We start from the raw sequence: 21,895 nt of genomic DNA, 5'->3' as shown, positions 1-21,895 counted from the left end.
TCCGATCTGGCCGCGTGTGCCGGTCCCGACGCCGGGGCGGGCAACGGCCGGCCGATACGCTGGCCACGTCAGGAAAGGGGCGCCGGCCCCGCGGTCGCGCCGCCGGCCGGCGGGTCCCTCAGGACAGGGTGAGCCCGCCATCCACCGTGATGGTCTGGCCGCAGACGTAGGCGGCATAGGGTGAGGCCAGGAACAGGGCGGCGCCCGCCATGTCCTCCGGCGTGCCCATGCGGGCCATGGGGATCGCCGCCAGCGTTGCCTCGAGCCGCTTGGGGTTCTCCGTGGTGACCTTGGTGAGCTTGGTGTCGACCAGTCCGGGGGCGATGCCGTTGACCCGGATCCGGTCCCCGGCCCACGCAGCCGCCAGGCTCTTGGTCAGGCTGATGGCGCCCGCCTTCGAGGCGGCGTAGGCGGGATTGCCCAGGTTGGCGCGAGTGCCCGAGATCGAGCTGATGACGATCAGGCTGCCGTGCGCCTCCTGCAACAGGGGCTTGAACTTGACGGCGCAGGCCATGACGCTGTCCAGGTTGACGCCGATCACCCGGTCCCACCCCGGCGGCTCGAACTCGCCGCGCCGGTAGACCACCGTGCCCTGGCTCAGCACCAGCACGTCCAGCCGCCGGAACGCCGGCTGGCACTTGGCAATCGCCTCGCGGTCGCCGACGTCCACCTGCTGATAGTGCAGTCCTTCGAGGTCGCTGCCGTCCTCGGGCCGGTAGTCAGCGGCCGAGGAGCGCGTGCCCCAGACGTGAACGTCCGCCCCATGCGCGCGGAACTGCTGGGCGATGCCGTTGCCGATGCCGCTGGAGCCGCCGACCACCAGCACCGTGCGCCCCTGAAAATCAAAACCGCTCAACGCGCCATTCCCTCCGTCACCCTGATCCGACTTGGATCCGACTTGGCGGTCCCGCCCCTTTGACCGGCGGAGCCGATCTGTTAAGGGCGCTGGGAGCCGCCTGTCTCTCTTATCCAGGTGGCCTAACAATGGGCCGGAGCGGCGTCAAGTTGGCAAAGATGAACGAGCGGGTGCCGAAAGGCGCACGGGAGCAGATCAAGCAGACGGCCTGCCGGCTGTTCGCGCGCCACGGCATCGACGGCGTCACCGTGCGCGAGATCGTTGCCGCCTCCGGGCAGAAGAATCACGGCTCGCTCACCTACTACTTCGGCTCGAAGGAGGCCCTGGTTCGCGAGATCGTCGCCGATGGGGCCCGCGTCATCGACGAGCGGCGCAACGCCCAGCTCGACGCGCTGGAGGCGGCGGGCGGGCCCCGCACGATCCGCGAGGTCGTCGAGGCGCTGGTCATTCCCTCCATCAACCTGCCGGAGGAGCTGGGTGGCGACGAGCAGAGCTACACACGCTTCATCGCCCTGCTGTCGCTCACCCACCGCGACATGTTCATCGCCGCCCTGGAGGGGCGGCTGAACTCGGGCTACCTCAGATGCCTGCAGCACCTGCGGCGACTGCTGGCGGACATGCCCGAGCGCACCCGGAACCGGCGCATGGTCTTCCTGGAGGCTTATCTCAACAGCGTGCTGTCGCTGCGCGAGTGGGCGCTCGCCGGGCCGGCGAAGCGCTACCACATGTGGCTCGACGAGACCGCCATCCCTGACGTGGTCGAAACCATCGTTGCCATGCTCACGGCGGAGCAGCCGTGACGGCGGTCGTCCTGCGCCGCGTCCCGTTCGGCCGTTCTTATCCGATCGGATAAGAGTGGGCAGAAAACTCGCACTAGGCCGACCTCAGATCGCCTCCGCGCCGAGCGCCGTGCGCCAATGGGCGAGCCGCTCCTTCAGGATGCGATCGCGCACGTAGGCGATGGCTTCGTCCTCGATCCGCTCGACGTCTTCCATGACGAAGCTGTCGGGACCGTGCCGATGCCATGCGGCCTGCAACGCGTGGTGGCGATGGCTGCCGTGGCGCAGCGTGAACCACAGGCGGTTCTGCGCCGTGCTCAGATCGGGCGTGCGCCCCACCCATCGCTCGCCTGTGGCCGTACAGCGCACGGCAAAAATGCCGGGCGCCGCCTTGCGCTCCTTGTAAGCCGCGATGGCGGCCTTCCTTGCTTCACCTTGCATGGCATGTGGTCCTGCCGCTGACGTCTCGGAGTGACGAGGGGCCATGAATATCAACCGGGTTAAATTTGGCAATAGTTGTACCCGGGTAAATCTAACCGTGCGGAGAATGCGCGCCCTATTCGTCGCGAGGCGCGCGGCGATTATGACGGCCTCTCTCTCCATGATTTTCAGCGATAACCCGCCGCCTGCAGCTCGAAGAGCTCCGAATAGCGGCCGGACTGGGCGATGAGCTCGTCGTGCGTGCCGGCTGCTTCGACGCGGCCGTTGGCAAGGACGAGGATGCGGTCGGCCATGCGGACGCTGGAGAAGCGGTGGGAGATGAGGATCGCCGTCTTGCCCTGGCTGAGCTCCTTGAAGCGCCGGAACACCTCGAACTCGGAGCGGGCATCGAGTGCCGCCGTCGGCTCGTCGAGGATCAGCACCGCCGCCTCGCGCATGTAGGCGCGGGCGATGGCGATCTTCTGCCACTCGCCGCCGGACAGCTCGACGCCGTTCTTGAAGCGCTTGCCGATCATCTGATCGTAGCCGCTTGGGAGCCTGGCGATCACCTCGTCGGCCTGGCTGCGCGCTGCGGCGCGGGCGACGCGGTCGCGGTCGGCGCGCGAGGCGATGCGGCCGACGGCGATGTTGTCGGCGGCGGTGAGGCTGTAGCGGACGAAATCCTGGAAGATGACGCCGATGTTGGCGCGCAGCGCCTCCAGGTCGTAGGCACGCAGGTCGTGGCCGTCGAGCAGGATGCGGCCTTCGTCGGGGTCGTAGAGGCGTGCGATCAGCTTCACCAGGGTGGTCTTGCCGGCGCCGTTCTCGCCGACGAGCGCAACAACCTCGCCGGCATCGAGCGCGAAGCTCATATGGCGCACCGCCCAGCGCTCGGCGCCCGGATAGCGGAAGCCGACGTCCTCGAACACGAAACCCTGGCGGATGGGCTGCGGGAACGGCTGCGGGTTTGGCGGCGACAGGATCTCGGGCCTGACCTCGTAGAACGAGAACAGGTCGTTGAGGTAGAGCGCCTGGCTCGCCGTGGCGGAGAAACTCGACAGCAGCCCTTCGAACAGGGTGCGCAGGCGCCGGAACGAGCCGGAGAGGAACGTCAGGTCGCCGACCGAGAACGTGCCGGTCAGCGTGCGCCAGGCAATGTAGGCGTAGGCGAGATAGTAGCCGACGCTGCCGAGCGCGGCGAACAGGCCGCCCCAGCCCGCCCGGCGCACCGCGAGCCGGCGGTTGGCGGCATAGAAATCGGCGGCGAGCTTCCGGTAGCGGTCGATGAGGAAGCCGCTGAGGCCGAAGATCTTGACTTCCTTGGCGGTTTCGACGCTGGCGGCGGTCTGGCGGACGTAGTCGAGCTCGCGCCGCTCCGGCGTGCGCCCATAGTCGAGCGAATAGCTCTGGGCGTTGAAGTGCGCCTCCGCCAGAAAGGCAGGCAGCAGCGCCACCAGCAGCAGCACGACGAGCCAGGGCGAATAGAGCAGCAGCCCGCCGGCAAAGCTCGCCACGCTCACCAGGTCCTGCGCCTGGCTGAACAGGAGCGTCATGAGCGACATGCGCCCGCTGGTCTGGCGCCGGGCGCGCTCGAGCTGGTCCTGGAAATCTGCGTCCTCGAAATCCTCCAGGTCGAGGGTTGCCGCGTGCTCCATCAGGCGCACGCTGGAGGCGTTGGTCACGCGCTCGGCGAGCAGGCTGTCGATGAGCGAGACCAGGCGCCCGAGAACGTCCGCCAGCACTGCGACCGCAAATTCGGCGGCCAGCAACAGCCCGAGCCGATCGAGGCGGCCGCTCGCCAGCCATTCGCCGAAGGTTGCCGGCCGGTCCGGCATCTGCACCAGCGCCACGATGCCGTCGATGATCAGCTTGCCGATGAACAGGGTCGCCACCGGCAAGAGCGCCCGCACCAGCCGCAGCCCGAGCGAGGCGGCCGTGAGCGCCGGGCTGGTGCGCCAGACCATCGCCAGAAAGGGGCCGAGGTTGCGGAGCGCGCCGACCCGCTCCTTGAAGGATCGGATGGCCGGCGGCGGCGTCCGAAACGATCCCTGGCGTGGTGCGGTCATGCTCAGCCGTCTTAGGCTCGCAAATGCGGCGCCAAGGTGGACGGCGGCGGCTTGGCCGCGCCGCAGCGCCGTGCCGGCGGCCTCAGCTGCGCAGGCCCGGCGCCTCCTGGCCGGTGCGGGCCACGTACTCCGTATAGCCGCCGCCATAGTGGCGGACGCCGTCGGATGTCAGCTCCAGCACCCGGTTCGACAGCGCCGCGAGGAAGTGGCGGTCGTGGGAGACGAACAGCATCGAGCCGTCGTACTGCGACAGCGCCGCGATGAGCATCTCCTTGGTCGCCATGTCCAGGTGGTTGGTGGGCTCGTCCAGCACGAGGAAGTTGGGCGGGTTGTAGAGCATCTTCGCCATCACCAGCCGGGCCTTCTCGCCGCCCGACAGCACCCGGCAGCGCTTTTCCACGTCGTCGCCGGAGAAGCCGAAGCAGCCGGCCAGCGCCCGCAGCGAGCCTTGCCCGGCCTGCGGAAAGGCGTCCTCCAGGGACTCGAAGACCGTATGCTCGCCGTCGAGCTGCTCCATGGCATGCTGCGCGAAGTAGCCCATCCTGACAGTGCTGCTCACGGCCACGGTGCCGTGGTCGGGCTCGGCTGAGCCGGTCACCAGCTTCAGCAGCGTGGACTTGCCGGCGCCGTTGATGCCCATGACGCACCAGCGCTCCTTGCGGCGCACCAGGAAGTCCAGCCCCTCGTAGATGCGCCGGCTGCCGTAGCTCTTGTGCACGTTCTTCAGGCTGACGACGTCCTCGCCGGAGCGTGGCGCCGGCGGGAACTCGAACAGGATCGTCTGACGGCGCTTGGGCGGCTCGACCCGGTCGATCTTGTCGAGCTTCTTGATGCGGCTTTGCACCTGCGCGGCATGGGAGGCACGCGCCTTGAAGCGCTCGATGAACTTGATCTCCTTGGCGAGCATCGCCTGCTGACGCTCGAACTGGGCCTGCTGCTGCTTTTCGTTGAGCGCGCGCTGCTGCTCATAGAATTCATAGTCGCCCGCGTACGCCGTCAACGCGCCGGCGTCGATCTCCACCACCTTGGTGACGATGCGGTTCATGAACTCGCGGTCGTGCGAGGTCATCAGCAGCGCGCCGTCATAGGTCTTGAGGAAGTCCTCCAGCCAGATCAGGCTCTCCAGATCCAGGTGGTTGCTCGGCTCGTCCAGCAGCATGGCGTCGGGACGCATGAGCAGGATGCGGGCCAGCGCCACGCGCATCTTCCACCCGCCCGACAGGGCCCCCGTGTCGCCGTCCATCATCTCTTGGCTGAAGCTCAGTCCGGCCAGGACCTCGCGGGCCCGCCCCTCCAGGGCGTAGCCGTCCAGCTCCTCGAAGCGCCCTTGCACCTCGCCGTAGCGTGCCACGATCTCGTCGATCTCGTCCGCCCGGTCGGGATCGGCCATGGCTGCTTCCAGCTCCTTCAGCTCGCTCGCCACGGCGCTGACCGGGCCGGCGCCATCCATCACCTCGGCCACGGCGCTGCGGCCCGCCATGTCGCCCACGTCCTGGCTGAAGTAGCCGATGGTCACGCCCCGATCGACGGACACCTGGCCCTCGTCCGGATGCTCCTGTCCCGTGATCATGCGGAACAGCGTGGTCTTGCCGCTGCCGTTGGGACCGACGAGGCCGATCTTCTCCCCTCTCTGAAGCGCCGCAGACGCTTCGATGAACAGGATCTGATGGCCGTTCTGCTTGCTGATGTTCTCGAGACGAATCATGGGCTCACGATGTCAGGGCGAGGTGCGGCGCCCTTATGGCACAGGGCTGCGATCGCCGCGCTAGTGTGGCGGATCCGAAATTCGCACCACCTCGGGGCAGCGCTGGGAGCGAATTTCGGATTCCCAAGCCACACTAGCAACTCTATGATTCTAGTGTGGTTTAATGGATCTGAAGGTCCTGAACGCTGATGCCACGTGGGGGCAGGAACTTCAGATCCACCACACTAACGTCGGTTTGATGCAGTGGCACAGATGTGGCTCGTGATCGACGTCGCCGCGCCCCTGACCGCTTCCACGAGCTCGGTCTCAGGCAAAGCCGGCGGGCTATCCTGCCTGAAAACGATGACGATGCTTCCGATCACTGAAGCGTCTTCGTCGAAAACCGGCGCCGCTACGCCGACGACGTCGTCGTCGAGCTCGCCACGGGAAATATAGTAGCCGTCTTTCCTGTTTTTCTGCAGCGCGGCATTGAACGATGGCCAATCCTTGCCGATCCGGTCGCGATGCGGATCGCCTTCGCCGAGTTCGAACACGCGCCGCCGGCCACGCCGATCCATGGCGGCGAGGACGACGCGGGCCTCGGAGCCGCGAAAGAGCGGCACGGTCCGGCCGGGAGGGTAGTTGAGCTCGGCGTGTTTCGACGTCAGGAGCGAGGCCACGTTGACGACCCTGACGTCGTAGAGGCGCCCGAGCAGGATGTCGCATCCGGTCTTCTCGGAGAGGCACCGCATCGGCGCCTTTGCTGCCACGAGGAGCGGATCATACCGGGCGATGATGAACTCGAGCTCGATCATCTTCGGCCCCGGCATGAACTTTCCTGCGACGCGGGACAGCAACCCGGCTTCGTGCATCTCACGCAGGTAGCGGTAGGCCGTGGCGCGGCTGAGGCCCAAGGCCTCCTCGGCGTCGCCGAGCTCGATCTGCGGGCGCTCGTCGCTGAACAGGTTGAGGATACCTGAAATGCGCCGCACGACCGAGGTTTCGCGCGCGGTCTTGCGCTTGGGCGCCATGGCTTGGTCCGACGTGGAGGGGAGGAACGCGCACAGGTGCCATCGTTCATCGTCGAATGCAACAGACCGCTGAAGACCGCTGATCGCCGCGCTCCGCGTTGCTTCGCGTCGCGGCGCCGATCGGCGAGATCGAAGCCGTGGGAACACCGGGGGCGCGGTTGACCTCGCTCGGCGCCCGACGATCAGGAGCCTGCGCCAGCGGGCGACAAATTCCTTGACGCGCGCTGTCGATCGATACTACATAATTTGCATTATTTGATAAAAATGTCGAATTGAGGCGAGGGGATGAGGCTCGGAAGACGCTCAGGACGGCCTGCCAAATCACGACGTCGTCCCCGTTGGCGCTGGCACGCCGCGGCTCACGAACAGCATCTGCTGGCCTTTGGTTGCATCTGCGCTGAGCGCCCGGCCGAGGCCACGCGGCGATGGCGCGAAGGGCGAACAGGAGGAGGCCATTAGATCGGCCCCTTCAAGGTCAAAGATCTTGATCGTTTCGCCATTCGATCATCCAATGGCGCAGAAATGATCCTAATATTCTTGAGACTGCGGCGCTTCTTTTGCGATCGGATGACCTCATAATCGCAAACCGTTCCAGCGTTGCATCGATCCATCGCTGCCTTTATTTGGAGCCAAAGCCATGAGCCATGCGTTCGTGGACTATCCCTTCAGGGCGAAGACTTATGAAGCGCAACTGCCGGCGCTCGACCATGGCAAAGAGCGCGAACGCAAGCAGGTGGTGATCGTCGGGGGCGGCCCCGTCGGCCTGTGCGCAGCGCTGGGATTGGCCAACCACGGCATCCCCTCGGTGCTGATCGAAGCCGACAATTCGGTGTGCTTCGGCAGCCGCGCCATCTGCATCTCGCGTCGGAGCCAGGAGATCATCGAGCGCCTGGGCGCCTTGAAGAGCTTTGCCGAGAAGGGGCTGCCCTGGACCGAGGGGCGCAGCTACTACCGCGATGCCGAGGTGCTGCATTTCAGGATGCAGCACGACCAGAACCAGAAGCTGCCGCCGATGCTGAACATCGAGCAGTTCTATATCGAGCAGTTTCTGCTGGACGAGGCCGAGCGGCGGGCCGATCTCATCGACATCCGCTGGGCCACGCGTCTGACGGCGGCCCAGCCGGGCCAAGACGGTGCCACGCTCGCGCTCAGCACTGAAAAGGGCGGCTATGTCATGGACACGGACTGGCTGGTGGCCGCCGACGGGGGGCGCAGCCTGGTGCGCGAACAGATGGGGCTCGAGCTCAAGGGGGCGAGCTACGAGGGGCGATATGTCATCGTCGACATCGCACTCGAGAGCGATTTGCCCACCGAGCGTCTCGCCTGGTTCGATCCGCCGTCCAACCCCGGCTCGTCGATCCTGATGCACCGTCAGCCCGACGGCGTTTGGCGCGTCGATTACCAGATCGGCGAGGATGAGGACGCGGAGGAGGCGGTCAAGCCGGAGAATGTGATCCCGCGCGTGCAGAGCCACCTGGACATGATCGGACAGAAGGGCAGGTGGGCGCCGATCTGGATCACCATGTACAAGGCCCATGCCTTGACGCTCGACGCGTATCGCCACGGGCGCGTGATGTTCATCGGCGACGCAGCGCATCTGGTGCCGATCTTCGGCGTGCGCGGCGCCAACTCCGGCATCGACGATGCCGACAACCTCGCCTGGAAGCTGGCCTGCGTGATCAGGGGCTGGGCGACGGACCGCCTACTCGACAGCTTCTCCGAGGAGCGTGTCTTCGCAACCCGGGAGAACCTGAGCTTCGGGACCAAGAGCACTGAGTTCATGGCGCCGCCCTCTTTCGCCTACGAGCTCATGAGGCGCGCCGTTCTCACGCTTGCGCGCGACCATGCGGACGTGCGCTCGCTCATCAATCCGCGGCAGTCGGCGACCATCACCTACGGTACCTCATCCCTCAACCACCCCGACGCGGACGAGGTCTCGTTCGTCGGCGGGCCCGTGCCCGGAGCGGTGCTGGCCGAATGCCCGCTGGACATCAGCAAGCCGGGCGGAGTGTCGAAGGGCTATCTGACCGATCTGATCGGGCCGACGTTCACGTTGCTGGTCTTCACCCAGGGCGCCGCCCCGCCCGCCGGCGTCGAACGCGTGAAGGCCGATATGGCGGCCCGCCGCATCCCGTACCGGACGGTCGTCGTGAGCGCCCGCGCGGCTGGCGATGGCGAGGCCGACGCCTGGGACGAGGCCGGGCGCCTGTTTGCCCTGTACGGAGCGGCCGAGGGGACCTGCTACCTCGTCCGTCCCGACGGGCATGTCGTGGGACGCTGGCACGGCATCGATCCCTCTCGCATCGCCCTGGCGGTCGCAAACGTCCTCGACGGCAAACCGGAGCGCGCGGCATGAAGGCCGAAGACCTCGATCTCGCCTATACCGAGCTCTGCCAGACGATGACCGAGCTCGGGAGGGAGCAGACGGAGCTGTTCCTGGCGCGCTTCGCGCTGTTGTCGATCGTCTCCATGGGGGATCTCGACAGGGCGCGGAAATTGATAGCGCAAGCAGCCGCGATCGACGCACCTGCCGCCGGCGGTGCCGATCAGCGCCGTTGACCTGCCGAAGGGCCCGGTGAGCCTGCCGCCATTCGGGCTTGGACCTATTTCGCCGAGGGCCCGGCCTTGGCCCCACGCCGCCGCGGCCCGTCGCCGCTGGACGGCCTGCGGGCCTGTTCGGCCGGATCGCCGGCGTCCACGCCTCGCGGGCGACGCTGGCGATTGCCGGCCGATCCTCCTGGAGGCGCGCCTCCTTCATTCGGCTTCTCGCCGGCCGAGCCGAGGATCCGATCAAGCGCGCCGTTGAGCGCCTCGAGGTGTTCTCCCAGGAGCGCTTCGAGGCTGCGTTGATACGCGATCGCAATCGGCACCAGACGGGCCATCAGGGCCTGGCCCTTCGGCGTCAGGGAGAGCGCGACGAGGCGGCCGTCGCCCGGGTGCGGCCCCTTCTGGACCAGTCCGACCTCTTCCAGGCGTACGGCCGCGCGGCTGACCTTGGACTTCTCCATCGACACGCGCCGCTCGATGTCGCGGACGGATACGGAGCCGGCAGAGGCGAGATGGGCCAGGACCCGCCACTGCGGCGTGCTGATGTCTGCATGCGTGTGGTAGCAACTCGCCAGACCGCGGCTGAGCACGTTGGCTGCCTCGGCGACCCGATAAGGCAGGAAGCCGCTCAGATCGAATTCCGGGACAGTGCCCGGACCTTGAGGGTCGGATGTCATGCTTCCCCGTCTTCGCCTCGGACGCCCCGCGCCGTCTTCGAGCATGCTTGAACGATGGTTTCATTGCAATCGCAACAAAAATCCTTGACATCGTTGCATATGCAATGAACCGTGGTTCGGACGCGACCCTTCCCAGGAGTGACACATGAACCAGGTTGCTCAGCCGCACGGTATGATCCGCGCTGTCGACACGCAGGGAACCCACGCCGGCTATATGCCGGGGTTCGGCAACGATTTCGAAACCGAGGCACTCCCCGGCGCCCTCCCTCAGGGGCAGAACAGCCCGCAGAAATGCAACTACGGGCTCTATGCGGAGCAGCTCTCGGGCACCGCGTTCACCGCGCCGCGTGGTCAGAACGAGCGGACCTGGTGCTATCGAATCCGTCCCTCGGTCAAGCACACCGGCCGCTTCCGAAAGATCGATCTTCCTTATTGGCAGACGGCACCGAATATCGACGACGACGTCATCTCTCTTGGTCAGTATCGGTGGGACCCTGTTGCCGTCGGGGACGCGCCGTTGACCTGGCTGACGGGCATGCGCACGATGACGACGGCCGGCGACGTCAACACGCAGACCGGCATGGCGTCGCACATCTATCTCGTCACGCAATCGATGCAGGACGAGTATTTCTATTCCGCGGACAGCGAGCTTCTGATCGTCCCGCAGGAAGGCCGGCTGCGCTTCTGCACGGAGCTCGGGATCATCGATATCGAGCCCAAGGAGATCGCCATCATTCCCCGCGGTCTCGTCTATCGCGTCGAGGTGCCGGAGGGGCCGGCGCGCGGCTTCGTCTGCGAGAACTACGGCCAGAAGTTCGATTTGCCGAACCGGGGTCCGATCGGCGCGAACTGCCTTGCCAACTCGCGCGACTTCAAATGTCCCGTGGCGGCGTTCGAGGACCGTGACGCCCGCTCGCGCGTGGTCATCAAGTGGTGTGGGCAGTTCCACGAGACGTGGATCGATCACTCTCCGCTCGATGTGGTCGCCTGGCACGGCAATTATTGTGCGTACAAGTATGACCTGAGAACGTATTCACCGGTCGGCGCCGTGCTTTTCGATCATCCCGATCCGTCGATCTTCACCGTATTGACGGCGCCGTCGGGTCAGGAAGGAACGGCCAATATAGACTTCGTGCTGTTCCGGGAGCGGTGGATGGTCGCCGAGCATACGTTCCGGCCGCCATGGTATCACAAGAACATCATGTCGGAGCTGATGGGCAATATCTATGGCGTCTACGATGCCAAGCCGCAGGGCTTCGTCCCGGGCGGGATGAGCCTGCACAACTGCATGCTGCCGCACGGGCCGGACCGCAAGGCCTTCGAGCACGCGTCCAACGAGGCGATGTCGCCGGCATTCCAGGACAACACCATGTCCTTCATGTTCGAGACACGCTTTCCTCAGCACCTGACCAGGTTCGCGGCCACCGAGGCTCCGCTGCAGGACGACTACATCGACTGCTGGGACAGCCTCGCCAAGACGTTCGACGGCCAACCGGGATGCAAGGCATGAGGTTGAAGAGCTGGTTGTCATCCGCCAACGGCGATACGGATTTTCCCATCCAGAATCTGCCGTACGGCGTGTTCGACGATGGTCGCGGCCCGCGGATGGGCGTGGCCATCGGCGACGCCATCCTGGATGTCCGCAACATCGAGCACGGGCTCGACGAGGCGCTGTTCGCCGAGCCGGCCTGGAACGCGGTGATGGCTGCCGGGCCGGGCGCCTGGGCAGGGCTGCGGGCGCGGCTGACGGAGCTGATGTCCGATGAGCGTCACCGCCCCGCCGTCGAGCCTCACCTGCTCCCGATGCGCGGCGCGGATCTGCTGATGCCGCTGCGTGTCAGCGAATACACCGACTTCTACGCCAGCAAGAACCATGCATTCAACGTCGGCAGCATGTTCCGCGGGCCGGAGAACGCCCTTCCTCCCAACTGGCTGTCGGTGCCCATCGGCTATAACGGACGGGCGTCCTCCGTCGTCGTCTCCGGCACGCCGGTCACGCGTCCCTGGGGCCAGCTGAAGGGGCCTCAGGAGGATCTCCCGCACTTCGCTCCGTCGGCGCGCTTCGACATCGAGCTGGAGCTCGGTGCCATTGTCGGGCTGCCGTCCGACGGCATGGTCTCCGTCGCCCAGGCCGATACGATGATCTTCGGCTACGTGCTGCTGAACGACTGGTCGGCGCGCGATATCCAGGCCTGGGAGTATGTGCCGCTCGGCCCGTTCCAGTCCAAGGCCACCGCCACGACGATCAGCCCGTGGATCGTGCCGAAGGCCGCGCTCGAGCGGTTCCGGGCGCACGGCCCTGACCGAGAGCGACCGCTTCTGCCCTATCTTCGCGAGCCCGGACCGATGCTCTACGACATCGCGCTCGAGATCGGGCTGCGTCCCGCGGGCGAGGAGGAGGCCGTGATCGCGCGCACCAATGCGCGCGAGCTCTACTATTCGGCCGCCCAGCAGCTGGCGCACCACACGACGTCCGGCTGCTCGATGCGCGTGGGTGATCTGCTCGGCTCCGGGACGATATCCGGCGCTGCGAAGGACAGCTGCGGCTCGCTGCTAGAGCTGACGTGGGGAGGCGCGGAGCCGCTGGTTCTGCCGTCGCAGACGACGCGCCGTTTCCTCGACGACGGCGATACCGTGACGCTGCGCGGCGCGGCCCTCGGCGACGGCTACAGGATCGGCTTCGGCGAATGCGTAGGCCAGCTGCGGGCGGCGAGCCCATTGCCCGAGTGGGCGCGCGAGTAGACGGCCCGGCCTAGTCGGCCCCCCACGCAGGTCCGCCAGGAGCCGTGGCGGCGAGAAGGGTTGGCCGTCTACCCGGGCCGTCGTGTCTCGGCGCCGACGGCCCCGGCGAGCGCCGGCATCGTGAGAGGTGCCTCGAAAGCCCTGGTCGAGAGCGAGCGCGCGATGCCGAGGCTCGTGACCTCGGCGATCTGCGCGCCGGTCCACTCGCCCTCCGGCCTATACCAGTGGGTGGTCCAGTAGAGGATCCCGACGATGTTGAGCGACATCAGCTTGGCGTCGCACGGCACGATGCTGCCGTCGGCCATGCCGTCGCGGATCTGTTGACGCAGGTCCCGCTGGAGCCAGCGGCGGCGCTTGAGGATCTCCGCCTCCTGAGCCGGCGGCAGCACGCCCTCCTCGAGGGCGATGATCGTCGCCGCTACCGACTCGGTCACGGCCCGCACGTAGTTGCGCGCGATGAGGCGCACCCGGTCGAGCCCGTCGCGCCCTTCGGCGACGGCCGCGCGATGTCCGGCTTCGGCCACCTCCAGTGAGCGCAGTTGCAGGCGATAGAGCAACTCGCTCTTGTCCTGCACGTAGTTGTAGAGATTGGCCTTGGTGATCCCCAGTTCCGAGGCGAGATCGGCCAGCGACGTGCCGTGGAAGCCGTGCAGGCGAAACCAGTGGGCGGCCGTCTCGAGCAGGACCTCCTCCTTCATGAGCCGCAGCTCGGCCCGGCTTTGTGGCCGGGCGCCCCAGGGCGCCTTCTTTGCGGACGTCGTGCGCCGCGGCGGACGCTCCCCGGCTCGCGGAGCGGCGGAAGAGGGGGCTCGTCGTCGAATCGCCATCTGATCTGATCCCGGGTTGACCGCTGGGCGCCCCGGCGGCTCGGAGCCGCCACGTTATATCCGATTGTACATGCGGCGCGCCAATCCGCGCCTGCGTCCGCCGCATCGTCCCACCGCGCCAGCTCGGCGCGGCGCACGATCGCATTTCGGAATGACCTTTCGGAGGCCTGCGATCGTCGTCCGATCACGCCGTGGGATCCGGGCATAATCGGGGTTTGAGAGCCGGCGTTCTCCGTCTTCGCCTTCTCCTTGCATGATAATAGCGATCGTTCGGTATTTATAATAAACGATCGGTCATCTAGACATCCGATCGATAATCATATACCCAGATGCGCAAGACGGCGCCGACGGCAGTGCGCCGCCAGAACGTCCGGCGCCCGCCGGCCTGTTCGAGATCTGCTGAGCGCTGGGGAGGCCGCCGCCCATGATGATCCGTACACCCGGCCTTTCGACGCTGGGCGACCTCTACGTGCGTTCTACGCAGTGGCGCGGACGGGAGGAGCTGTTCGTGGACGCGCGGGAGCGCATGAGCGGCGAGGCGGCGCTCGACGCCTCCCGCCGCGTGGCGGCCGCCTGCGCGCGCCTCGGAGCCGGACCGGGCGAGGTCGTCGCTTGCCTCTGTCTCTCCTCAGCGCGTCATGCAGCGGCCTGGTTCGGTGTGACGCTGTCGGGGCGGATCGCGTGCAACTTGCACGCACGCGAGACCGCGCCCGCGATCGGCCAGGTCCTCGCCTGGCTCGATGCGAAAGTGTTGATCTACGACGCCGAGCTGGCGCCTCTCGCAGAAGCGGCGATCGCGGCTTCGGGCCTCGCGCCGCGGCGCCTGTGCCTTGGCGCGGACGAGGCGGCGGACGCGAGCTACGATGCCGTGCGCGCGGCCGAGGAGCCGTGGGACGTCGCGCCGGAACCGGTGAGCCCGGACGCCGTCGCCGCCATCATCCTGTCCTCGGGCACGACGGCCAAGCCCAAGGGGATCACCCACACGCACCGCTCGTTGCTGGAGGGCGCCAAGGGCGGCCAGGTCGTCTTCGGGCCGGTGACGCCGCACACGACGGCGCTGCTCTACATGCAGCCTTCCTTCGCCGCCTGGGCCATCGTCAGCCTGCCCGTCGTGGCGGGCAAAGGGCGTATCGTGTTCGGCGGCCAGTTCCATCCGCGCGACCTTCTGGAGACGTGCCAGCGCGAGCGCGGCACCATCATTCCGCTCGTGCCCACCATGTGGCGGATGGTGTTCGCCGAGGATCACGAGGCCTACGATCTGTCCTCGCTGTCGCTCGTGACCATCTCCGGCGAAGCCCCGGCGCAGAGCGACGTGGAGCGCCTGCAGCATTCCTTCTGCCGCAACATCTCCTGCCAGTACCAGTCGAGCGAGGCGTTCGTCGGCTCGGCGGTGTTCGCAACGACGCCGGATCTCGTCGCGCGCGGCAAGCTCGGCTCCTCGGGGCGGCCCGGGGTGGGCGTCGACGTGAAGATCATCGATCCCGCCGGCTCCTTCGATGACAAGCTGGCGACGGGCGAGGTGGGCGAGATCGCCATCTCGGGCCCATCCCTCGCGGCCGGGTACTGGCGCGATCCCGAGCTGACGGGCCAGCGCTTCAGCGGCGGCTGGTGGCGCAGCGGCGATCTCGGGCGCATCGATGCGGACGGCTACCTCTGGGTCGTCGGCCGCACCGACAACGTCATCAATAGCGGCGGCATCAAGGTATCGGCCGAGGAGATCGAGGGCGCCCTCATGCGCCATCCGCGCATCCGCCAATGCGCCGTGGTGGGGCAGCCGGACGAGCGGTTCGGCCGCCGCGTGGAAGCCTTCTGTGTGGTGGATGGCGAGCCGGTTACGACGGAGGAGCTCGACGTCTTCCTGCGCACGGCCTGCGCGCTCGCCGGGTTCAAGGTGCCGAGGAGGTTCCATTTCCTCGACAAGCTACCCACCGGCCCCACCGGCAAGGTGCTGCGCCGGGCCTTGCGCGCCGACGAGCGCTGAACGTCCGCTCCCGCCTCGAAGAGACCACCCATGTCCGTTCTTCCACGATCCCTGTTCGGCGAAGAGCACGCGCGCTTCCGCGAGGTCGTGCGGCGCTTCTGCGAGGCCCGTGTCGCTCTGGAGCACGCCCGCTGGGAGGCGGATCATCGGGTCCCGCGTGAGGTGTGGGCCGAGGCCGGGGCGCTGGGCATGCTGTGCGCCTGGGTGCCGGAGGCCTACGGCGGGATCGGGACCGACATCCGCTTCGACGTCATCGTCAGCGAGGAGCTCGGCCGGCTCGGCGCCACCGGTCCCGGATTTCCGCTGCACTCGCTGATCGTGGCCCCCTACATCGTCGATTTCGGCACGGAGCAGATCAAGCGCCGCCTGCTGCCGGAAATGGTGGCGGGCACCAAGATCGGCGCGATTGCCATGACCGAGCCGTCGGCTGGCAGCGACCTCGCCGCGATCCGCACCAGGGCCGTGCGCGATGGTCAGGGCTGGCTCATCAACGGGCAAAAGACCTTCATCACCAACGGCGTGAATGCGGACGTGGCGGTCGTCGCATGCGTCACCGAACCCACCCGCGGGGCCAAGGGCATCTCCCTCTTCGTCGTCGAGACCTCGGCTCCCGGCTTCTCGCGCGGCGCGCCGCTGCGCAAGATCGGCCAGCAAGCGCAGGATACCGCCGAGCTGTTCTTCGACAATGTTCACGTTCCGGCTGAAAACCTTCTCGGCGGCGAGAACGAAGGCTTCTTCTACATGATGAAGGAACTCGCCCAGGAGCGGCTGCTCGTGTCGATCCAGTGCCAGAGCCGGGCGGAGGCGGCGTTCGAGCAGACACTCGCCTACGTGAGCGAGCGCCGGGCGTTCGGCCAGCGCATCCTCGACTTCCAGAACACGCGTTTCGTTCTTGCCGATCTCAAGGCCCAGCTCATGGCCAGCCGCGCCTTCTGCGACCGGCTGATCGAGCTGCGGCTCGGGGATGGGCTGGGGGCGGCGGACGCGGCGGCCGGCAAGCTCTGGCACGCCGAGCTGCTCGGCCGCGTCACCGACGCCTGCCTGCAGCTCCACGGCGGCTACGGCTACATGGCCGAGTATCCGATCGCCCGGGCCTACGTCGATGCCCGGATCGAGCGGATCTACGGCGGCACGTCCGAGATCATGAAAGAAGTGGTGAGTCGCGCGCTCATCGTAGAGTAGTTGTTTTAAAATACAGGAGGAAATGTTCGTGCGGTATCGAAAGATATTGATGCGCGCGGGAGCTGCCTGGTGCCTGCTGGCAGGACCGGGGCTCGCCGCCGACCAAGGCCCGGTGAAGATCGGGGTGCTCACCGACTTGTCGTCGGTCTATGCCGACGCCTCCGGACCCGGCTCGGTGGAGGCCGCCCGCCTCGCCATCGAGGATGCCGGCGTGGTGCTCGGGCGGAAGGTCGAGCTGGTCGCCGCCGACCACCAGCATAAGCCCGACGTCGGCTCCGCCATCGCGCGCCGCTGGTTCGACGTGGACGGTGTCGACATGATCACCGACGTGCCGAACTCGGCGGTGGGGTTCGCGGTGTCGGAGATCGCCAGCCAGGCGAAAAAGCCCGCCCTGCTCGTCGGCTCGCTCAGCGCCGAGCTCACCGGCGCCAAATGTACGCCGTTCACCGCGGCCTGGAGCATGGACACCTACTCCCAGGCGAAGGTGCTGGGGTCGGTCGTCGTGCAGCGGGGCGGCGACAGCTGGTACTTCCTCGGCGCCGACTACGCCTTCGGCCGCGCGCTCGCCCGCGATGCGACGGAGAGCATCAAGGCGAACGGCGGCACGGTGCTGGGCACGACCTTCGCGCCGCTCAACACCTCCGACTTCTCGTCCTTTCTGCTCAAGGCCCAGCAGTCGGGCGCCAAGGTGATCGGTCTTGCCAACGCCGCGGCCGACACCACCAACGCGCTGAAGCAGGCCGACGAGTTCGGCATCCGGCAGGGCGGCCAGAAGCTGGCGACATTCGTCATCTTTCCCACCGACGTGAAGAGCCTCGGTCTCAAGGCAGCGGGCGGGCTGCTGTTGGCATCCCCCTACTATTGGGATCTCGACGAGGAGAGCCGCGCCTTCGCCAAGCGGTTCGCCGCGCGCATGGGGCGTCCGCCGACAGAAGGGCAGGCGGCCGTCTACAGCGCCGTCGCCCACTACCTCAAGGCGGTGAAGGCTGCCGGCACGACGGACGGCCCGACCGTCATGGCCAAGATGCGCGAGCTGCCCGTGAACGATTTCATGACCAAAGACGGGCGTTTGCGTCCCGACGGGCGGCTGCTGCGGGAGATGCACTTGTTCGAGGTGAAGTCCCCGGCCCAGTCCAGCGGCGAATGGGACCTCTACCAACTGGTCAAGACGGTGCCCGGGGAGGCGGCTTTCCGACCCATGGCCGAGGGCGGTTGCCCGCTGGTCTCGGGATCGCCCGACAAGGGCTGACGGGACGCGTCGAGGTGGGCCGTCGCCGCCGGGCGTCCCGGAACGCGTGCCGGTCCACGCACACCCCGCCGAATGGTGTTGGGCGCAGCCCAACATCGCGGTCCAAGGAACATCCGCATGGGCTCCGAGCCGTTGCAGCAAAACCCAGATCAGCGCCTGATCGGCCTGTTTCGGGCGGGGGGAGGCAAGCCTGTCGCCGTGACCTCGAACCCTCTCGCCGCGGCCCTCGCAGCCCAGATCCGAGCCGCCGATCGCGGCTCCGGCGTGGTCCTGGAGTTCACCCCCGGCCCGGCCTTCCTGCAAGGCGGCAACGTGCTGCAGGGCGGCATCGTCTCCGCCATGCTGGACTTCGCCATGGCCTTCGCCGTGCTGGCCGACCTGCCGGACGGCGACGATTGCACCACGGCAAGCCTCACCGTATCGTTCCTGCGGGCCGCTCACCCGTGCACGTTCCGCGCCGCCGGGACGGTCGAACGTCGCGGACGCAGCCTCGCCTTCGCCCGCGCGGCGCTGCACGGACGCGACGACGAGCTGGTCGCGACCGCATCCTCGACCCTTGCGGTCCGGCGCAGCATCTGATCCTGCCGCGAGAGATGCAGCCGATCCACACGCGCCCGTCGCGGCTCTCTTCCAGTCCATCGTGAAGCGCTCTGGGCAGTAGGGCCGCATTCGGCTAAGCCAGCCCGCTCGGCGCGATCGCGCCACACCACCGCCGGCGGAAAAGGTTGCACCGTGATTCCCTGGGTCCAGCTCGACACCGCGACAATGCCCGGCGGCGGCGAGCTGCGACTGAAGCGGCGCGGCGGCGAGTTCTCCATCATGTCCGGGGCGATCGAGCTGATGAACAGTCGCGTCAGCGGTTCCGAGCAGGCGCTCGCCACCGTCGCCTGTGACCGCATCCGCGACCGCACCCGGCCGCAGCTGCTGATCGGCGGCCTCGGCATGGGCTTCACCCTGCGCGCTGCCCTCGGCGCCGGCCTGCCGGCTGCGAGCCGCATCACCGTCGCCGAGCTGGTGCCTGCCGTGGTCGATTGGGCGCGGGGGCCGCTGGCCGAGGTCTTCGGCGACAGCCTGAGCGATCCGCGCGTCGACATTCGCGTCGGCGATGTGGGTGACTTGATCCGCGGCGGTCGCGCGGCATGGGACGCCATCCTGCTCGATGTCGACAACGGCCCCGAGGGCCTCACCCGCCAAGCCAACGACGGGCTCTACGATGTGGCCGGGCTCGGGGCTGCCAAGCGGGCGCTCCGGCCGGGCGGCATCCTGGCCGTCTGGTCGTCGGGGCCCGACCGCGGTTTCACCCAGCGCCTGCGCAAGGTGGGCTTCGCCGTCGAGGAGTTGAGGGCGCGCGCCGTGCACGGGGGAGGGGGTGCGCGGCACGTCATCTGGGTGGCGACGGCCGGTAGCCCCCATCCACGGCCGCCGGCGCCAGCCCGGCGGCCCTGACGAAGCCGGAGCGCGGCGTCCTTCGCCAAGATGCGCCAGGGGGCTGACGGGCGCCGAATTGGCAAAGCCCGGTGCATATCGGGCGATCGGATGATTGCATCCGATTGGGAAATGCTCGCGCCGATCCCCATCTAAAGAGGAGCAACGGAGGGCGCCCGAGCGTGCTCCATCGGCCGGTGCATCGTCCTGTCCTGTCGCTGGCGGCCGTCCAGAGGGGCGCCCGCAGCGTAGCGCGGCTGAGCGCGCTGGTGCTTGTCGCCCTCGGGCTGTCTGTGAGCCCGCCGCGCGCGGCTCACGCCCAGGCGGGCGGCGCGCCAGCGGCGCGCGTGGCACTGGTCGTCGACCTGGAAGGGGCCATCGGCCCGGCCTCCACCGAATACCTGCGGCACGCCCTCGCCACCGCCGCTGCGCGTGGGGCAACGGTCGTGGTGCTGCGCCTGGATACGCCGGGCGGACTCGTCTCAAGCATGCGCGACATGGTGCGCGACATCATCGCCTCTCCGATCCCGGTCATCGGCTATGTCGCGCCCAGCGGGGCGAGGGCGGCGAGCGCCGGCACCTACATCCTCTATGCCTGCCACCTGGCGGCCATGGCGCCGGGCACCAATCTGGGCGCCGCCACGCCGATTCAGCTCGGCGGCGGCAAGGAGGATAAGGGCGGCGAGCCATCGGCGGATGCCGCGACGGCAAAGGCCGTGAACGATGCCGCAGCCTTCATCCGCGGCCTGGCGGAGCTGCGTGGCCGTAATGCGGACTGGGCCGAGGAGGCGGTGCGCCGTGCCTCCAGCCTGTCCGCCAGCGCGGCACTGGACCGCCACGTCATCGAGATCGTGGCCAACGACGTCGGCGACCTCCTGGCCAAGGCCCAGGGGCGGCGCGTGGATGTCAACGGCCAGACGGTCGCGCTCGATACCGCGGGCCTCGCCCAGGTGGTCGAGCGGCCGGGTTGGCGGGCGACGCTGCTCGGCATCATCACCGATCCGAACGTGGCCTACATCCTGCTGCTCGTCGGCGTCTACGGCATCATCGTCGAATTCATGAGCCCCGGCGTCGTCGCCCCGGGCGTGGTGGGCTCCATCGCCATCCTAGTGGCGCTCTTCGCCTTCAACCTCTTGCCGATCAACTATGCAGGGCTGGGCCTGCTCCTGCTCGGCATCGCCCTGATGGTGATGGAAGCCCTGGCACCTTCCTTCATTCTCGGTGCCGGCGGCATCGCCGCTTTCGCGCTGGGCTCGCTGCTGCTGTTCGACCAGACGTCCGGGGTCGCCCTGTCACTGCCGGTGGTCGTGGCCGCGACGGTGATGACCGTCGCGCTGTTCGCGGTGATGCTGGCGGCCGTGGTCCGCGCCCACCGGCGTCGGCCGGTGTCGGGCAGCGAGGCCATGATCGGCGAGCCCGGCACCGTGCTCAGCTGGGCAGGCCGGCGCGGCGAGGTGCGCGTCCACGGCGAGCGCTGGCAGGCCCGCGCCGTGGCGTCCGTACCCCTTGCCCCGGGCCTGCCCGTGCGCGTGACGGGCCGCGACCGCCTGGTCCTCCTCGTCGCGCCCGACGACCGCCTGAAGACCGACGGAGATCGATCATGAGCCTCGCTTTGCTGCCTCTCGTGCTTGTCATCTTCATTATCCTCGCCATCGTGCTGACGAGCATCCGCATCCTGCGGGAATACGAGCGGGGTGTCGTCTTCACCCTCGGCCGCTTCTCCGGCGTGAAGGGGCCCGGCCTCGTCGTCCTCGTGCCCTTCGTCCAGCAACTGGTGCGGGTGCAGCTGCGCATGATTGTCCTCGACGTGCCGCCGCAGGACGTGATCTCGCGCGACAACGTCTCGGTGAAGGTGAATGCCGTCCTCTATTTTCGCGTCATCGAGCCCGACAAGGCGGTGATCCAGGTGGAGGACTACATGGTGGCGACCAGCCAGCTCGCGCAGACCACGCTGCGTTCGGTGCTCGGCAAGCACGACCTCGATGACATGCTGTCCGAGCGCGACAAGCTCAACGCCGACCTCCAGGAGATCCTCGACAACCAGACCGACGCCTGGGGCATCAAAGTGGCGAACGTGGAGATCAAACGCGTCGATATCGACGAGAGCATGGTGCGCGCCATCGCCCGCCAGGCGGAGGCGGAGCGCAACCGGCGCGCTCGCATCATCAACGCCGAGGGCGAGCATCAGGCCGCCGAGCGCCTGGTGGACGCGGCGTCGACCCTGGCCAGGCTGCCACAGGCCATGCAGCTACGCTATCTCTCGACACTCTACGACATCGCTGGCGACAAGAACTCGACCATCGTCTTCCCCATGCCCGTGGAGTTCCTGCGGGGCTTTCTGAGCGCGCCCGAGCGTGACGGCGCCGCGTCGGCTCCGGCAGCGCAGAGGCCCAGCGCGAGCACCGGCAAGCCCGACGAGGCTGCGTAAC

19 protein-coding genes are annotated in these 21,895 nt (G+C 67.7%); 12 read left to right on the top strand and 7 right to left on the bottom strand.

The features are described from left to right. Positions 1–118: 118 nt before the first annotated feature. On the bottom strand, positions 119–856 hold the full coding sequence (locus ACZ5PO_RS35790; protein ID WP_464187498.1) for an SDR family NAD(P)-dependent oxidoreductase: 738 nt from the start codon (positions 854–856) through the stop codon (positions 119–121). A gap of 158 nt (positions 857–1,014) precedes the next feature. Here ACZ5PO_RS35790 and ACZ5PO_RS35785 point away from each other — a divergent pair, with 158 nt between their 5' ends. Next, positions 1,015–1,656, top strand: a complete 642-nt coding sequence (locus tag ACZ5PO_RS35785) for a TetR/AcrR family transcriptional regulator (protein ID WP_464197166.1) — start codon at positions 1,015–1,017, stop codon at positions 1,654–1,656. A gap of 84 nt (positions 1,657–1,740) precedes the next feature. Here the strand turns inward: ACZ5PO_RS35785 and ACZ5PO_RS35780 are convergent, their stop codons facing one another. From ACZ5PO_RS35780 to ACZ5PO_RS35765, 4 genes are all read right to left on the bottom strand, one after another. Then, positions 1,741–2,076 (bottom strand): GIY-YIG nuclease family protein, encoded by a 336-nt coding sequence (locus tag ACZ5PO_RS35780; RefSeq protein WP_464187497.1) that lies wholly within the window; start codon positions 2,074–2,076, stop codon positions 1,741–1,743. A gap of 167 nt (positions 2,077–2,243) precedes the next feature. Next, the gene (locus tag ACZ5PO_RS35775) at positions 2,244–4,121 is read right to left on the bottom strand and encodes an ABC transporter ATP-binding protein (protein WP_464187496.1); all 1,878 of its coding nucleotides are present in this window, start codon (positions 4,119–4,121) and stop codon (positions 2,244–2,246) included. Between the two features lie 82 nt (positions 4,122–4,203). Continuing rightward, positions 4,204–5,826, bottom strand: coding sequence for a ribosomal protection-like ABC-F family protein (abc-f, locus tag ACZ5PO_RS35770; protein ID WP_464187495.1), 1,623 nt, complete (start codon positions 5,824–5,826; stop codon positions 4,204–4,206). A gap of 224 nt (positions 5,827–6,050) precedes the next feature. Further along, a complete protein-coding gene (locus ACZ5PO_RS35765) occupies positions 6,051–6,836 on the bottom strand; it encodes an IclR family transcriptional regulator (protein ID WP_464187494.1) in 786 nt (261 codons plus the stop codon). 637 nt (positions 6,837–7,473) lie between these two features. On the opposite strand from ACZ5PO_RS35765, the gene ACZ5PO_RS35760 reads away from it, so the two are divergent. Together ACZ5PO_RS35760 and ACZ5PO_RS35755 are read left to right on the top strand one after the other, a co-directional pair. Next, a complete protein-coding gene (locus ACZ5PO_RS35760; RefSeq protein ID WP_464187493.1) occupies positions 7,474–9,192 on the top strand; it encodes an FAD-dependent monooxygenase in 1,719 nt (572 codons plus the stop codon). Further along, on the top strand, positions 9,189–9,395 hold the full coding sequence (locus tag ACZ5PO_RS35755; RefSeq protein WP_464187492.1) for a hypothetical protein: 207 nt from the start codon (positions 9,189–9,191) through the stop codon (positions 9,393–9,395). Before ACZ5PO_RS35760 ends, ACZ5PO_RS35755 begins: the two co-directional genes overlap by 4 nt. Positions 9,396–9,439: 44 nt before the next feature. Here the strand turns inward: ACZ5PO_RS35755 and ACZ5PO_RS35750 are convergent, their stop codons facing one another. Further along, complete coding sequence (locus tag ACZ5PO_RS35750; protein ID WP_464187490.1) at positions 9,440–10,060, bottom strand: MarR family winged helix-turn-helix transcriptional regulator; 621 nt, start codon at positions 10,058–10,060, stop codon at positions 9,440–9,442. Positions 10,061–10,205: 145 nt separating this feature from the next. On the opposite strand from ACZ5PO_RS35750, the gene hmgA reads away from it, so the two are divergent. Both hmgA and fahA read left to right on the top strand, forming a co-directional pair. Further along, entirely contained in the window at positions 10,206–11,570 is a 1,365-nt protein-coding gene (gene hmgA / locus ACZ5PO_RS35745; protein ID WP_464187489.1) for a homogentisate 1,2-dioxygenase, read from the top strand. Continuing rightward, complete coding sequence (fahA, locus tag ACZ5PO_RS35740) at positions 11,558–12,802, top strand: fumarylacetoacetase (RefSeq protein ID WP_464187488.1); 1,245 nt, start codon at positions 11,558–11,560, stop codon at positions 12,800–12,802. Before hmgA ends, fahA begins: the two co-directional genes overlap by 13 nt. Before the next feature lie 68 nt (positions 12,803–12,870). Here the strand turns inward: fahA and ACZ5PO_RS35735 are convergent, their stop codons facing one another. Then, on the bottom strand, positions 12,871–13,500 hold the full coding sequence (locus tag ACZ5PO_RS35735; RefSeq protein WP_464187487.1) for a TetR/AcrR family transcriptional regulator: 630 nt from the start codon (positions 13,498–13,500) through the stop codon (positions 12,871–12,873). Between the two features lie 553 nt (positions 13,501–14,053). Here ACZ5PO_RS35735 and ACZ5PO_RS35730 point away from each other — a divergent pair. From ACZ5PO_RS35730 to ACZ5PO_RS35700, 7 genes are all read left to right on the top strand, one after another. Beyond that, on the top strand, positions 14,054–15,610 hold the full coding sequence (locus tag ACZ5PO_RS35730; RefSeq protein ID WP_464187486.1) for a class I adenylate-forming enzyme family protein: 1,557 nt from the start codon (positions 14,054–14,056) through the stop codon (positions 15,608–15,610). A gap of 30 nt (positions 15,611–15,640) precedes the next feature. Next, positions 15,641–16,792 (top strand): acyl-CoA dehydrogenase family protein, encoded by a 1,152-nt coding sequence (locus ACZ5PO_RS35725; protein WP_464187485.1) that lies wholly within the window; start codon positions 15,641–15,643, stop codon positions 16,790–16,792. A gap of 49 nt (positions 16,793–16,841) precedes the next feature. Continuing rightward, positions 16,842–18,041: an ABC transporter substrate-binding protein gene (locus ACZ5PO_RS35720; protein ID WP_464187483.1), complete on the top strand. Its 1,200-nt coding sequence runs from the start codon at positions 16,842–16,844 to the stop codon at positions 18,039–18,041. A 198-nt stretch (positions 18,042–18,239) separates the two neighbouring features. Beyond that, entirely contained in the window at positions 18,240–18,620 is a 381-nt protein-coding gene (locus ACZ5PO_RS35715) for a PaaI family thioesterase (protein WP_464187482.1), read from the top strand. A gap of 153 nt (positions 18,621–18,773) precedes the next feature. Next, a complete protein-coding gene (locus tag ACZ5PO_RS35710; protein ID WP_464187481.1) occupies positions 18,774–19,487 on the top strand; it encodes a spermidine synthase in 714 nt (237 codons plus the stop codon). Positions 19,488–19,648: 161 nt separating this feature from the next. After that, a complete protein-coding gene (locus ACZ5PO_RS35705; RefSeq protein ID WP_464187479.1) occupies positions 19,649–21,070 on the top strand; it encodes an NfeD family protein in 1,422 nt (473 codons plus the stop codon). After that, complete coding sequence (locus ACZ5PO_RS35700) at positions 21,067–21,894, top strand: slipin family protein (protein WP_464187478.1); 828 nt, start codon at positions 21,067–21,069, stop codon at positions 21,892–21,894. Before ACZ5PO_RS35705 ends, ACZ5PO_RS35700 begins: the two co-directional genes overlap by 4 nt. The last annotated feature ends 1 nt before the right edge of the window (position 21,895 follow it).

The sequence above is a fragment of the Chelatococcus sp. KU-N122 genome (genome assembly GCF_055391085.1).
The sequence above is the reverse complement of the archived record's forward strand: the minus strand, read 5'-3'. Positions and strand labels throughout refer to the sequence as shown.